Origin of the sequence: Pantoea sp. Morm, assembly GCF_016643525.1 — a bacterium.
GTDB lineage: Bacteria > Pseudomonadota > Gammaproteobacteria > Enterobacterales > Enterobacteriaceae > Pantoea > Pantoea dispersa.
On sequence record NZ_VOQX01000063.1, the window covers coordinates 12,571 to 27,214 of the forward strand.

At 57.3% G+C, this 14,644-nt stretch carries 12 protein-coding genes and 1 riboswitch; of the genes, 5 read left to right on the forward strand and 7 right to left on the reverse strand.

The annotated features are described in order from the left end of the window. Positions 1-96 precede the first annotated feature (96 nt). From FT726_RS19195 to treC, 3 genes are all read left to right on the forward strand, one after another. The gene (locus tag FT726_RS19195; protein ID WP_058770907.1) at positions 97-933 is read left to right on the forward strand and encodes a fumarylacetoacetate hydrolase family protein; all 837 of its coding nucleotides are present in this window, start codon (positions 97-99) and stop codon (positions 931-933) included. Positions 934-1,203: 270 nt separating this feature from the next. Continuing rightward, a complete protein-coding gene (treB, locus tag FT726_RS19200) occupies positions 1,204-2,646 on the forward strand; it encodes a PTS trehalose transporter subunit IIBC (RefSeq protein ID WP_288424298.1) in 1,443 nt (480 codons plus the stop codon). Further along, positions 2,630-4,294, forward strand: coding sequence for an alpha,alpha-phosphotrehalase (gene treC / locus FT726_RS19205; RefSeq protein ID WP_346303233.1), 1,665 nt, complete (start codon positions 2,630-2,632; stop codon positions 4,292-4,294). The genes treB and treC overlap by 17 nt, the downstream gene beginning before the upstream one ends. Before the next feature lie 52 nt (positions 4,295-4,346). On the opposite strand, the gene FT726_RS19210 is transcribed toward treC, so the two are convergent. From FT726_RS19210 to FT726_RS19235, 6 genes are all read right to left on the reverse strand, one after another. Next, entirely contained in the window at positions 4,347-5,132 is a 786-nt protein-coding gene (locus FT726_RS19210) for a hypothetical protein (protein ID WP_058759370.1), read from the reverse strand. Between the two features lie 48 nt (positions 5,133-5,180). Beyond that, a complete protein-coding gene (locus FT726_RS19215) occupies positions 5,181-6,587 on the reverse strand; it encodes a radical SAM protein (protein WP_262265120.1) in 1,407 nt (468 codons plus the stop codon). Continuing rightward, positions 6,587-7,861 (reverse strand): glycosyltransferase family 2 protein, encoded by a 1,275-nt coding sequence (locus tag FT726_RS19220; protein WP_211726973.1) that lies wholly within the window; start codon positions 7,859-7,861, stop codon positions 6,587-6,589. Before FT726_RS19220 ends, FT726_RS19215 begins: the two co-directional genes overlap by 1 nt. Before the next feature lie 13 nt (positions 7,862-7,874). Then, a complete protein-coding gene (locus tag FT726_RS19225) occupies positions 7,875-9,248 on the reverse strand; it encodes a glycosyltransferase (RefSeq protein WP_346303234.1) in 1,374 nt (457 codons plus the stop codon). A 400-nt stretch (positions 9,249-9,648) separates the two neighbouring features. After that, positions 9,649-11,001 carry an MFS transporter gene (locus FT726_RS19230; protein WP_021507894.1) on the reverse strand — a complete coding sequence of 451 codons (1,353 nt, stop codon included), beginning with the start codon at positions 10,999-11,001 and terminating at the stop codon, positions 9,649-9,651. Positions 11,002-11,172: 171 nt separating this feature from the next. Beyond that, positions 11,173-12,075: a GntR family transcriptional regulator gene (locus FT726_RS19235; RefSeq protein ID WP_021507893.1), complete on the reverse strand. Its 903-nt coding sequence runs from the start codon at positions 12,073-12,075 to the stop codon at positions 11,173-11,175. A 135-nt stretch (positions 12,076-12,210) separates the two neighbouring features. Here FT726_RS19235 and FT726_RS19240 point away from each other — a divergent pair, with 135 nt between their 5' ends. Beyond that, positions 12,211-13,239, forward strand: a complete 1,029-nt coding sequence (locus FT726_RS19240) for a zinc-binding alcohol dehydrogenase family protein (RefSeq protein ID WP_288424310.1) — start codon at positions 12,211-12,213, stop codon at positions 13,237-13,239. 14 nt (positions 13,240-13,253) lie between these two features. Here FT726_RS19240 and FT726_RS19245 read toward each other — a convergent pair whose 3' ends face one another. Continuing rightward, the gene (locus FT726_RS19245) at positions 13,254-14,171 is read right to left on the reverse strand and encodes a nucleoside hydrolase (protein WP_282996565.1); all 918 of its coding nucleotides are present in this window, start codon (positions 14,169-14,171) and stop codon (positions 13,254-13,256) included. A 107-nt stretch (positions 14,172-14,278) separates the two neighbouring features. Beyond that, positions 14,279-14,353: riboswitch (Fluoride riboswitch) on the forward strand. A gap of 92 nt (positions 14,354-14,445) precedes the next feature. On the opposite strand from FT726_RS19245, the gene FT726_RS19250 reads away from it, so the two are divergent. Then, positions 14,446-14,644 (forward strand): CrcB family protein (locus tag FT726_RS19250; RefSeq protein WP_346303235.1); only part of this gene is annotated, 199 nt, incomplete at its 3' end.

The following is a 14,644-nucleotide window of genomic DNA, read 5'->3' on the forward strand; positions in this document are numbered from 1 at the left end:
CTCACAAACATTAATTACTTTACCCTCAGGTCATACCGCTTTTCCGTCTGGCTTTTGATAACCTGCGCGCAAATTCTCTATAACATTGAGGCCATCATGCAGCTGTGCAGTTTTTCTCTTATTGACCAGGCAAGAAAAAGTTATGGCATCGTGCAACCCGACGGCGTGATCGATCTCGGTGCGCGGCTGGGCGACAGCTGTCCGGATTTGAAAACTCTGCTACAGCGCGGTGGCCTGAGTGACCTGCAGGTGTACCTGAGCGAGCCGGTGGACTATGCCTTCAGCGCGATTCGCTTCCTGCCGGTGGTGGAAAACCCAGGCAAAGTCTTCTGCGTTGGTATGAACTATGCCGACAAGCGCCAGGAGTTTGCCGCCACGCTCGACGCGCCGACGCTGTTCGTACGCTTTGCCGATTCGCTGGCAGCACACGAGCAGCCCCTGCTGAAACCGGCGACCACGGCTGAATTTGATTACGAAGGCGAGCTGGCGGTGATCATCGGCAAGGCTGCTTATCAGGTAAAAGCCGCCGATGCGCTACAGCATATAGCGGGCTACAGCTGCTTTATGGATGCCACGGTGCGCGACATGCAGTTCACCTGGTTTACCGCAGGCAAAAACTGGCAGCAAACCGGCGGCTTTGGCCCGTGGATGACCACTGCCGACGACATCCCGGACCCGCAGCAGCTGGCGATCAAAACCTGGCTGAATCAGCGCGAAGTGCAGAACGATACCACGGCCAGCATGGTGCATCCGGTGGCGAAGATCATTGAATACATCTCGGCGTTTAGTCCGCTGTCACCGGGCGATGTCATCATCACCGGCTCACCGGGCGGCGTGGGGAAAAAGCGTACGCCACCGCTGTTTATGTTCCCTGGCGATGAGATCGAAGTGGAAATTGAGAAGATTGGTCGTCTGCGCCACCGCATCGTCTGACACATTGCTGCGCGGTGGCGAACGTTGCACAGCCACCGCGCTACCGTTTAAATAAATATTCAACAATACGAAATGTCCCGAATTTATATTTAAATGGCGCAGATTTAGTTATCAGGTTAAATAATTATTGTTAAGTTAATTTTCCTGCAATGTATTGCGTAAATATTTTTGTGATCGCCAACTAATTCCCTCGCTTTGCTATAGTTAAAATTAAAAGCAGCGGCGTATTATCGTCCACTGCCGATTCTGGCATGGAAATAAGGGATGATAATGAAAACCATCAGTCGCGAGATCATTAACGATCTCATTGACCGCGTGGGCGGTCGGGAAAATATTCTGTCACTTTCGCACTGTATTACCCGCCTGCGCTTTGTGCTGCAGGATGTCGAGAAGGCCGATCCGGCGGCCATCCGCGCCACGCCCGGCGTTAAAGGATGCTTTAACTCTGCCGGACAGTTTCAGGTAATTATTGGAACCGAAGTTGACACTTATTATAAAGCGTTAGTAGAAGCACTAAATATTAGTGAGACCTCTAAAGAGCAGATTAAATCTGTGGCGCGCAGCCAGATGAAATGGCATGAGGCATTATTATCCCATTTTGCCGAGATATTTTTCCCGTTATTACCGGCGTTAATTAGCGGCGGTTTAATTCTCGGTTTCCGTAACGTGCTGGGCGATATTGCCGTGGCGGATGATAAAACCCTGGTGCAACTCTATCCCGGTGTGAAAGGGCTGTACGATTTCCTCTGGCTGATCGGTGAAGCGATCTTCTTCTATTTGCCGGTGGGGATTTGCTGGTCGGTGGTGCGCAAGCTGGGCGGTACGCCAATCCTGGGGATTGTGCTGGGCATTACGCTGGTTTCACCGCAGCTGATGAATGCGTATCTGATTGGCAGCCAGGTGCCGGAAGTGTGGAACTTTGGCTGGTTCAGCATTGATCGGGTCGGCTATCAGGCGCAGGTGATCCCGGCGCTGCTGGCCGGGCTGGCGCTGGCAAAAATCGAACTGGCGCTAAAACGTATCGTGCCCGCCTATCTGACGCTGGTGGTGGTGCCGGTGTGTGCGCTGCTGCTGTCGGTTTTCCTCGCCCACAGCCTGATTGGCCCATTTGGCCGTCTGATTGGCGACGGCATCGCCTTCGCGGTGCGTCATCTGATGACCGGCAGCTTCGCGCCGATTGGTGCCGCGCTGTTTGGCTTCCTGTATGCGCCGATGGTGATCACCGGCGTGCATCAGACCACGCTGGCGGTTGATCTGCAGATGATTCAGAGCATGGGCGGCACGCCGGTGTGGCCGCTGATTGCGCTGTCCAATATTGCACAGGGTGCTGCGGTGGTCGGCATCATTATCGCTAACAAAGATCGTGCTGAACGCGACCTCACCGTGCCGGCCGCCATTTCAGCGTGGCTAGGCGTAACGGAGCCGGCGATGTACGGCGTCAACCTCAAGTACCGCTACCCCATGCTGTGCGCCATGATTGGCTCTGCGCTGGCGGCGCTGCTGTGCGGCCTCAACGGTGTGATGGCCAACGGCATCGGCGTGGGCGGCTTGCCGGGCATTCTCTCGATTCAGCCACAGTACTGGACGGTTTACTCGCTGGCGATTCTGGTGGCAATTCTGGTTCCGCTGCTGCTGACCATCATCATCACCAAACGAAAAGCGGCAACCGCCATCATCAGCCAGGCCGAGGTGCAACATGAACAGGCACGCTGAATATCCCTGGTGGCGCCAGGCGGTGATCTACCAAATCTATCCTAAAAGTTTTCAGGACAGCGGGGCGCGCGGCACCGGCGATCTCAGGGGTGTGATCCAGCGGCTGGATTATCTGCAGCAGCTGGGCGTCGATGCGCTGTGGCTGACGCCGATCTATGTGTCGCCGCAGATCGATAACGGTTACGACGTGGCGGATTACACCGCCATCGATCCCGCCTACGGCACCATGGCCGACTTTGACCACCTGCTGGCGGAGACGCACCGGCGCGGTATGCGCATGGTGCTGGATATGGTGTTCAACCACACCTCGACCGAGCATGCCTGGTTTAAGCGTGCCGAAGCCGGTGAGCAGCCGTACGTCGATTTCTATATCTGGCGCGACGGGGTGCCCGGCACGCCGCCCAATAACTGGCAGTCTAAGTTTGGCGGCAGCGCCTGGGCGTGGAACGAACGGCGTCAGCAATACTATCTGCACCTGTACGCGCCGGAGCAGGCCGATCTCAACTGGGAAAATCCGGCGGTGCGCGAGGCGTTAAAGCAGGTGTGCCACTTCTGGGCGGATCGAGGCGTCGATGGATTGCGGCTTGATGTGATCAACCTGGTGTCGAAGCACCAGGATTTTAGCGACGATCTACCCGGCCATGACGGGCGGCGCTTCTACACCGATGGCCCGCGCATCCATGACTACCTGCAGGAGTTCAACCGCGATGTGTTCACGCCGCGCGGGCTGATGACGGTGGGGGAAATGTCCTCGACCACGCTGGCCAACTGCCAGCGCTATGCTTCGCTGGCGCAAAACGAGCTGTCGATGACCTTTAACTTCCACCATCTTAAGGTGGATTATCCCCAGGGCGACAAATGGACGCTGGCGGCACCGGACTTTGTTCAGCTCAAGGCAATTTTTGCGGAGTGGCAGCGCGGGATGCACGACGTGGCGTGGAATGCGCTGTTCTGGTGTAACCACGATCAGCCGCGTATCGTCACGCGCTTTGGTGATGAAGGTGCGCTGCGCATCGCCTCGGCAAAATGCTTTGCGATGTTGCTGCACGGCATGCAGGGCACGCCCTATATCTATCAGGGCGAAGAGCTGGGAATGACCAACCCTCATTTTACCCGCATTGAGCAGTATCAGGACATTGAGAGCCACAACATCCACGCTGCGTGGCTGGCGCAGGGCAAGCCGGAGGCGGCAATCCTGGCGATACTGGCCAGCAAATCGCGCGATAACAGCCGTTCGCCGATGCTGTGGGACAGCAGCGCCAATGCCGGCTTCACGCGGGGTGAGCCGTGGATAGGCGTGGCGGATAACTATACGCTGATCAACGCGGCTAACGCGCTGCTCGACAGCAACTCGGTGTTCTATGGCTACCAAACGCTGATTCGGCTGCGTAAGCGTTACGCTATCTTCACCGAGGGTGATTATCAGGATCTGGCACCGCAAGCGTCACACATCTGGTGTTATCGTCGCAATTCGCCGTGTGAAAGCCTGCTGGTGGTGGCGAACCTGAGTCACAGCGCACAGCCGCTGCTGCTGCCGGAAGTTGAAGGCAACTGGCAGGTGCTCATGAGTAATTACAGTGAGGCATCGCCGCCTGGGGCATTGACGCACCTGCGGCCTTTTGAAGCGGTGTATTACTACCAGTCGTAACGGAGAAAACCGGCGGCGCGTTTCAGCAATGAGCAGAACGCGCCGCCTGCACTCACTTCAGCGTGCCGCATTCCGCCACGGCGAGATAATCGGTATACAGCTGCGGCGAACCGGAAAAGGACGCCAGCTGCTTCCACTCTTCATACATCTGTTTGGTATCCCGGTGCGCGCGCGCAAAGTCAGCCGCGCTGGCGGTGGCGATATCAGGCTGCGGATAAAACACATTCAGCGCCGCTTCACTCTCAATCTCCATCATCACCACATAGCCGTCCAGCCGGTTGCCGCTGTGACCTTTCAGCAGATGAAACTTCCAGCCGGGATAATCAACGATACGCGCGGCATTCTGCGCGATGAATTGCTCAAATTCCTGCGGCTGCACGCCCGGTCGCAGCGCCAGATAGTGGGTACCGAGAATGCGCGCGGTGCCGCTGCGGGCATCAAATCGCGGGCCACCCGGCAGCGTACTGTGAGGATTCTCTGCCAGCAGATCGAAATGGGTGAAAATTGTCGGGCGCCGCGCGAAGGTCGCCAGCTGGCGCCACTCGCTGAGCAGCGCGTCCGCGTCGGGATGCAGATGCCAGAAGTGCTCTGCCTCGGCGGTAAGTTCACCGTCATCCTGCATAAAGCGCGCGCGCTGTGCCGCATCTTTCATTTCAAACAGCATCAGGTATTGATCGACGCGCTCGCCGCGCAGACCGCGAAACAGCGTCCAGCGCCAGCCGGGATAGCACGGCAGATGCACGCCTTTTTCGCGCACGAAGGTTTCAAACTGTTCAGCGGTGACGCCCGCTTCGGTGTCGATGGCGATATAAAAAAAGCTATAAACAGACTGGGACATAACAGGCTCCAGGCACGCCGTCGCGTGCCGTTGAGAGGTAAGGGCGGTTTAGTCGAACTGGGTATTGATGATGGCTTCTACCAGCACGCGGCCGGCGGGGGTGAGCGTGACGTAGCGGCCATCGCTATGCACTAACTCGCGCTGCTGCAGCTCACGCAGCGCCCGGGCGATGGTCGGCTGGTCAAACAGGCTGACGCCAAACTTCTGCTGAAACAGCACATCGTCGAGCGGAATCAGCGTCGACAGCGCCATTTTGCAGCCGTTGATGGCCTGCTGATCCGGCGACATGCCGCGCACCGAAGCGATCGGCAGTTCACCGTTATCCAGCGCGCGCTGATAGTCGGCGTAATCGGTCAGGTTGATCAGCTCAGCGCCGGCACATTTGGAGCTGCCGCCAAGGCCAATCGCCACTTCCGGTGCCTGCTGGTCGAGATCGGTAATGATCGCTTTCCACTTCTCCGGCGGTGCGCTGCGATGGTGGAAATACATGGTGGGATGTTCAAGGTAATCGCCATCCAGCCACTGCTCGGCCAGCGCGCGCATCTGATACTGCTGACCCAGACTGGGCATCGCCGCATTCTTACGCTGCCAGGCATTTTCTCCCTCCGCCGACACGCCGGTGCGGCTCTCGGCGAACGGCTTCATGTGCAGCTTGGTGAACACCAGATGCGACAGGTCAAGCGCGCGCGCCTGCTGCAAATCGTCACGCACGTCGTCCACCGTTTGTCCCAGCAGGCCATACATCAGGTCGACGCTGACCAGGGCGAAGCCCAGCTCGCGCGCATCACGAATCACCTTGTAGCAGGCATCCGCGCTGTGCAGGCGACCACAGCCTTTGATCAGGCGATCTGAGAATGACTGCGCGCCAAACGACAGTTTGCTGAAGCCCAGTTCGCGCAGCTGCGCGAGGAATTCGCGCGTCAGCGTGCCGGGCTCGCCTTCGAAGCGCAGCGTGGCTTCGCGGAAGTTGAAATGGTTGCGGTAAAAATCCATTAAGCGCCGCAGCTCATCCGGTGGCAGCAGCGAGGGCGTGCCGCCGAACAGGTTGAACTCACCCACCGGCACTTCACCCAGTGCCGGCAGCTGCGCCAGCCACAGTTTCGCCTCCTGAATGTTGCGATCGACGATATCGCGGAACAGCTCAGGCGCGCGCGGCGACTGCGGATTTACAATCACCGTAGGAAACTGGCAGAAATGGCACTTATAGCGGCAGGTGGGGATATACGCCCACAGATGAATTTGCGGCGCATGGCTCAGGCTGTGCTGCATGGCGCGGAAAAAATTCGGCAGCGGAAAATCGTCGATATCACCGGGAAATACATGGCAACCAAAAGGATCATGCACCACGTATTCCAGCAAATCGGCGTTTTCCGGCCGGCTAAGCACCTCGCATATGGCCGGGCGAGGATAGTGACGATCGATATCCTGCAGGGATTGCAGCCAGGCAGCACGCATCAGAACACCCCGCCGTTTGCAAAGTAGTTATGCGCCTCACCGGATTCGCGATCTTCGCAGTAATACCAGACAAAGCGGGCGAAATCATTTTCCGTCACCTGGGCAAAGCAGGCCGGCAGCGGCGGTGGCTCGCCAATCTCTGCGCCGACGGCACGACGCAGCGCGGCAAACAGCTCATGGCGGAATTCAAAATAGAGGCGAAACGCCGGGGTTTTGTAGCTGTGAATCGGCAGGAAATCGGTCACGCTCATCTCCAGCATTATGCTGTGAATGCGGTCGAACAGGCGTTCAGCCACCTCTGGCGTGAAGAAATCAATCACCGCGGCATCGTCGCGCAGCAGCGACGGATTCAGCAGCACCGGCAGCACCAGATTTTTTGGCACGTAATCTTTAATCGAGTAGTGCCACGCCTGCTGCGCCTGCTCTGCGCTGACATCGGTGAACGGCGTCAGTGCGGTGAGCGTGGGTCGCACATCTTTCATGATGATGGTGCCGTTATGGCCGTAGGCCACGCCTTCAATCACTTCGTGCAGCAGGTTATCCACCCGGCGGCTGTTGATCTGCACGCGGGAGTTGGGCGCATACACCGGTTTGCCGCCGGCGGCGATCACCTTGATGCCAAAATCCCAGTCGTCTGACAGATGCTCAACAAACTCACCGTTTTTCAGCTGATAAAAAATCTCGATGCCGCCCACTTCGTCGTACAGCTGCTTTTCGACGCCAAAGCCTTTGCCGTCCGGAAAGCCGCCAAACAGGGAGAAGGAAGCGTGGCGGCAGCGCAGTGTTTTATCAATCTCCGCATACAGCCGCGGGCGCTCGTGAAAATCCGCGGTTTCGTAGTAGTAGTTACAGGTGCCCAGATCGCCGTTTTGCGCAATCATGGTGCCGACCAGTTCGTCGATCCACAGCGCATCAACGGTGCAGTCCGCATCGGCCGAAAGAATGTAGTGCTTGCGCTGAAAACCGCTGGCCTCGTCGCGCAGACCGGCGCGCTGTGAGGCGAAATCCATGCCTTTTTTCCGCGCCGAAGAGACGCCCTGCACCGTCTCCTGCAGCTGATGAATTGTCAGCTGCGGATGCTGCGCGGCAAAGGCTTCAATCAGCGCGACCGAATTATCGGTGGAATTATTATCCACCATGATCACTTCCAGATTATCAAAATTAAACAATCCGCCGGGTGAACGCTGCTGCAATATTGATTCCAGCACCGCGTTAATACGTGCTGCCTCGTTATAAACCGGCAGCACGACAGAAATAAAACAACGGTTATCCATAGTCACTCCTTAACTACACATTAAATATCTGCCGGAAGATGTGATCCGACAGCAGGGATTTTCCTTTCTGATAATTGCGCGTGGCGATGGCGTCGCGGCGTGCGTCATCCTGTAATAAGGCACTGACGCGCTGAATAAAATCTGCATCCGGCAGGCCATCATGGCTGGCAGAAATCGCCATCAGTTCGCCTTCAAAACCGTACTGGCCATACACCTCGTGATAATATTCATAGCGGGTGGCGATATAACAGCGCTGATGGCTGATCGCCTCGCCAATCGGATTACCGTAGCTGTCGTAATCCCATGCGGTTAAAAACGACACCACATCGCAGGCGTGATAAAGATCCTGAATGGTGGTGGCCTGTGGATTACGCTCCATAAAGTCGTGATTTAACGCGCCAAAAAAGATGACGTAACGCTCCAGCTGGAACCGGCTGATTAATTCCTTTAATGCGTGATAATGCACGCTGTCTTCCAGCGGATCGCCGGCGACCATTAAATAAACGCGCTGTGGCTGATGCTGCGCGATAAGTTCACTGTTCAGCGCATGCAACAGGTGAATATCCCGATCGAGTCGCTTAGCCGGAATAATTCGCGTGGTGCGGGCAATCACCTTGTCCTGCGCCAGCAACCCAAACTGGCGGCGTAAATCTTTGCGCGGATGGCTCGGGTCAAAAGGATAGGTATTACGCATCACCTCAATTTCGACCTGATGTTCGCACCAGGCCGCCAGCTGTGAGGCTAGCGCCTGGTTCAGCGTGACATAGGTGATATGCGGCGAGGGCTGCGGCCTGACGGCATGTGGCCAGGGCGCGCTGCCGTAACGCGATGAGGTGGATTCGCTGTTCCACATCAGGTCATGGTCGCGCCACAATACAAACCGGCCGAGCTGTTTAGCGGCGCCGTATTGCGCAATCGCCAGATAGAGCGCGCGGGTAAAAATAATATTATCCGGCAGCGTCCCGTTCTCAATGATTAAATAATTGATATCCAGCGCCTGCCATTTTGCGCACAGCGCGTTTGCCAACGCCTGTGCCATCTTTTCCGTCTGCTGCACCAGGATTTTTTCTGCCGCGGCATCCAGCGTCTGGCTATGATTAATCAGCACGTCATGAATATATTGCAGAAAGGCCGGGTTATAACCTTCCACCTGACGAATTTCATCGTGCCGGACTAAGGTAAAATGATGCTTTAGCGAATTAATTTCATTTTCGGAATAGGGGCGTCCGAAGTTTCCCTTATCAATTTTTATGTCGTAGCCGATATCAAGAAAGGAGGTGATTCCCTGCTCGCGTAAACGAACGGCAATTTTAGTGGCTTCTACTGTAATACCCGATAATGCCACGGCATCAAAAGAGATAAAAAGGGCCTTGCGTTGTAAATCCATTTGGTCACCACGCTCATACCTGAACATTAATAGTGACTGAACGGTAAGTTAAATTATCCGGTCAAACTTTGATCTAATCCACAAAAGTTTACTGTGGCTAATTAATTCACCTTCGTTAATGCATTAATGGATAATAATGCACTGAGGGTGGTAATTTATAATATTCGTCTTTGAGTTTTGTCTTAAAATAATAACTATTACCGACGTGTTTAGCGGTATGTTTTCCTTATTTCGGGCTTAATAGTGCTGGATAGTGATTGTCATCATGCAGTTTAATTTATCTGATCAGACCCGGACTCAGGGGATAACGCGGCGGCTGGAATAGGTGTGGCGGGCGGATGAAGCAAGGGTGCGCATAACCTGCGCACCCGGAGAAGAGCATTAAGCAGAAACCCTGGTGTTACACCCCATCGGTGATCGGTTTTCTGACCAGCAGCAGGTAAGCCAGCGCGCCGACCACCGTGACGCCCGCACATATCATCAGCGCGAGGCTGAACGATTTGGTGGTATCCAGCACCCAGCCGGTAATTACTGGCGCAAAAGAGGCGAAAACGAAGCTGGCAAAGTTCTGGATACTGCCCACTGACGCCGTCATGCGCGCCGTGACGTTAGCGTGGATCAGGCCCCAGCATGAGGTACCGGCAAAGTGAATGCAGAACAGCGCCATACCAATCAGCGTTACCGCGCTGGTGGTGTCGGTGGCACGCGTCACAAAGGTGGTAAAGGCCGCGGAGAGCAGCATGCCGCTGACAATCGACACTTTACGCACTTTCACCGCGTCGAAACCGCGACGCACCAGCGCATCTACCACGTAACCGTTGAGCAGCATGCCTGCCGCGCCGAACAGGAAAGGAATGGCGGCCAGCAGGCCGGTGCTTTTCAGATCCAGATGATAGGTCGACTGCAGATAGCCCGGCAGCCAGGCGATGTACAGCCACGCGGTATAGTTGATGCCGCTGAAGCCAATCATCATGCCCCACATGGTGCGCTGCTTAAACAGCCCACGCCACTCGGCGAAACTCAGCGGCTCTTTGCGTGATGCCACGCTGCCCGCCTGCAGATAGTGAATCTCTTCGCCGCTCAGTTTGTTGTTATCCCGGTCGCGATAGGTGAGATACCAGCCAATGGCGAGAAACATACCCAGCACGCCGATGGTGACAAACATGCCGCGCCAGCCCATCACCAGCATCATCGCCGCCAGAATCGGCGGTGCCACCGAGAGACCAATCATCGACGCCGCGTTAAACATCCCCATCGGCATACCGCGATCTTTGATGTTGAACCAGTCGTTGATTACCTTCACGCCGCACGGGTTCATCGGCGCTTCGCCAATGCCCAGCCCGATGCGCACCAGCACAAACTGCGTGAAGTTATGCACCAGCCCGGCCGCCGCCTGAAACAGTGACCAGAAGAACATGCCGATGGCCAGCATAATGCGCGGGCCTTTGCGATCGAGCAGCGCGCCGCACGGCAGCTGGGCTAAACCGTAGGCCAGCGAAAACGCCGACAGCAGCACGCCAATCTCGGTGGCCGATAAGCCCAGCTCCTCGCGGATGGTCATGTTGGCCACCGACAGCGAGCTGCGGTCAAGGTAGTTGATGATGGCGGCGAACAGCAGCAACAGCATGGCGGTGATTTGAATCTTACGGATGCGCGGAGAGCGCACCACATCGGCGCGCGCCGGCACATAATCCTGCCCGGCGTGCTCGGGTGCTGGCGCGGTGGTGCCGCCGCGCGTTGATGTATTTTCCATTGCAACCTCCCAGGTTCGGGTACTTATCGTTATCAGTCTTGGGGTTCCTGCGGCAGCGAAACGGGCTGCCCTAAGGGGCTGCCTTCGAGACTAGAAGTAAACCGCGGGAGATGTTGCAAACATGTTTCTGATTCGTGCGGGCGCTTATGCTTTGTGGTTTTTAATCGGTTTTTAATTGTACTGCCGGATAGAGCGGATCATTGAGTGTTTGGCGGTTCTGAGATGCGCATGCAGCGCGCACAGCGCGTCCACATCCTGGCGGCTGATGAGCGCGGTAAGAATCGCCATATGCTCCTCCAGCGCGACGATGTTGCGTTGTTTCAGGTCGCTTTCATCCCACTGATAATGCGAGTGAAAAATCACAGAGATAATTTCCAGTGACTGGTTGAAAAACGGGTTGTTGGCGGCGGAGAGAATCAGCGTATGCATCTCTTTATCCAGCGCGGCAAACTGGCGGTAGTTGCTGGCGATGGTGTCGCGCAGCGCGCGATGGCGATCCAGCAGATCGCGCGCCTGCACCCAGCGTTCATCACCGGCGGCGAGGTTAAGAAAGCGGGTCAGCGCGTGCGTTTCCAGCATTTCGCGTAGTTCAAACAGCTTTTCGGCGTACTCCTGATCGAATTTCTTCATCCGCCAGTGGCCGCGCTTAACCGGTTCCAGCAGGTTATAACGCATAAAACGCAGCAGGAACTCGCGCACCACCACCGGGCTGACCCGCACCTGCTGCGCCAGCTGCAGTTCGGTGAAACTGTCGCCTGGCATCAGCAAACGCTGGTTAATCAGGTTAAAAAACGCCTGCTCAAACTGCACCGCCTGTTGGTCGATCGGTGGGCTGAGTACGCTAAACCCATCCTCCTCGCAGGGATCGCGCACGATCACGTAGGTCTCAGCCACTTTTTCCAGCACGCCGCGCTGATGCAGATGCTGCAACGTGTGGCGCACCGTGGTGCGGCTGATATTAAACATCTCGGCCAGCGCCGCCTGCGGGGGCAGCGGCGAGCGCACATGGCGGCGGGCAATGGCTTCCAGCATTTGATTGATGACGTTCTGGCGCAGATTCTGGCTTCGGCTCATACGGCCCTCCGGTTTTTTATGCATTAAAAACCACACAAAGCCCAAAAAAATCGCGCTGCCTCACACTTCGTACAGCGCAACCTCCCGCCGCGGTCGATTTTCGCCATAACTGCGTGAACAGCCCAGGAGGAAACGATGACGAACATGAAAACGCTGGTGGTCGCCGAACCGCGCAGCATGGTGTGGCAGCAGCGCAGCGTACCGACGCCTGCCGCGCACGAAGTCCTGATTAAACCGATTGCCGCCGGCATTTGCGGCACCGATATTCACGCCTGGGCCGGCAATCAGCCGTTTTTCTCCTATCCGCGCGTGCTCGGTCATGAGCTGTGCGGTGAAGTGGTGGCGCTGGGCGCGGCGGCGCAGGGATTTCAGCCAGGGCAGCGCGTGGCGCTGATTCCTTACGTGGCCTGTCATCGTTGCGACGCCTGCTTAAGCGGCAAAACCAACTGCTGTGAACAGATTTCAGTGATTGGCGTGCATCAGGATGGTGGCTTTTGCGAGTTTCTCAGCGTGCCGGACACTAATTTGCTGGCGGTTGACGATGTGGCGCCTGAAGCAGCGGCACTGATCGAGCCCTTTGCCATCAGCGCCCATGCGGTACGACGCGCGGCGCTGGTCGGCGATGAGCAGGTGCTGGTGGTCGGAGCCGGACCGATTGGCTTGGGCGTCGCGGCGATTGCCGCCGCAGCCGGTGCACAGGTGGTGGTGGCCGATACCAGCGCTCAGCGGCGCGCGCACGTTGCGCAGCAGTTGCAGCTGGCGACGATCGATCCGCTGGCGGCGGATTTTACGGCCGCGCTGCGCGCAGAGTTTGGCGGGCGGCTGGCCGCTAAAGTGATTGACGCCACCGGCAGTCCGGCGGCGATGAACAGCGCCGTGCAGCTGATTCGTCACGGCGGCACCATCGTGTTTGTTGGCCTGCACAAAGGCGATCTGGTGATCCCCGACACCGAGTTTCACAAAAAGGAGACCACGCTGCTGGGCAGCCGCAACGCCACGCGGGAAGACTTCGACAAAGTGCGCGCCCTGATGGCCAGCGGTCAGCTGCGGGCCGATATGATGCTCAACCGCCATTACGACTTCTCGACGCTGGCCGAGACTTTTGAGCCCGGGGTGATCAACAACCCTGAGCTGATCAAAGGCGTCATCCATTTCGCCCGCTAGCGCTAGAGAGAGTGTCAGGCGCGCAGCGTGGCAAAGAAATGTTGCCGTACCGCCTCGGCGTCGACGCCCAGACACAACCGCTGGGCGCGCAGGCCGGCGAATGGATCGTCGCGCGAGGCGAGGGTGCTCACGCGCTGCAGCGTCTGGCCGCGGCTGATGCCTTCGGTCACCACGCGCACCGGCGCTGTTGTCACGCTGAACGCCTGCGGCAGCGCCAGCCACGACAGCGTCAGGGTATCGTGCAGCGCCATGCCATCAAATCCTTCTTTTTGCAGGCTGTAAGCCAGATAAGGCCGGCAGATGGCACTCAACACCGGCTGATTCAGCTGGCGCACTTCCTCTCCGCTGATCAGCACCTTGTGCGTCACATCCAGCGGCAGCATCACCACCGGCAGCGCCGAGGCCAGCACCTGATCGGCGGCATGCGGATCTTTCCAGATATTGAACTCGGCGAACGGCGTCACGTTGCCAGCGTGGCCGTCGGTGCCAAACGCGCCGCCCATGATCACCAGCTCTTTCACCAGCGGAATAATGTCTGGCGCCTGGTTGATGGCGCAGGCGATGTTGGTCAGCGGCCCGATTGCCACCAGGGTAATCGCGTGCGGCTGCGCGCGTACGCTGTCGATGATGAACTGTACCGCGCTGTCGGCGGCCTCGCTGTACGGGTTATCGAAGGCATCGCCGAGACCGTCTGCGCCGTGCAGGGTAGCCGGTGCGGAAGGGGTCAGCGCCAGCGGACGCGCACAGCCACGATACACCGGCGCGCTGATGTTCATCTTTGCACAGAACAGCCGGGCATTTTTTACCGCCTGGCCAACCGCGACATTGCCAAACACCGTGGTGATGCCCAGCAGCTGCTGCGTGCGCGCCGCATACGCCAGCGCAAAGGCGTCATCCACGCCGATATCAGTATCAAAAATCAGGGTACGCATCGGAATCTCCTCGCTGATGATGTCTGCCACGGTAAAACATAATTGTTCCCGACGATACGCTGGCGGCAGGTCAATATTGTCACCTCCGATGCGCCAGCGTATTATCGTGCCTCTGAGGTGATGGCGTGCCACCTTACCCAACCGCCTTCTGGTCACAGACGGCTGATGACGCCTGACAACTTGCTTATCCCTGCGCGGGAGACGGCGGTGTGTCAGGTGTATTTTTCTGTCCTGCCGCGGCCCTGCGCGTAACCCAATTCAGGAGCTCCAGACTATGTTGAAGTCGCTGTTCGCGGTCATGATCGGTGGTGCCATCGGTTGCACGCTGCGCTGGCTTATCTCATTACGTTTCAATACGTTATTCCCCAACCTGCCGCCAGGTACGCTGATCGTTAATCTGGTCGGTGGCTTTATTATTGGCGCGGCGATGGCGTGGTTTGTGCGCAATCCGCACATCGATCCCGTATGGAAAC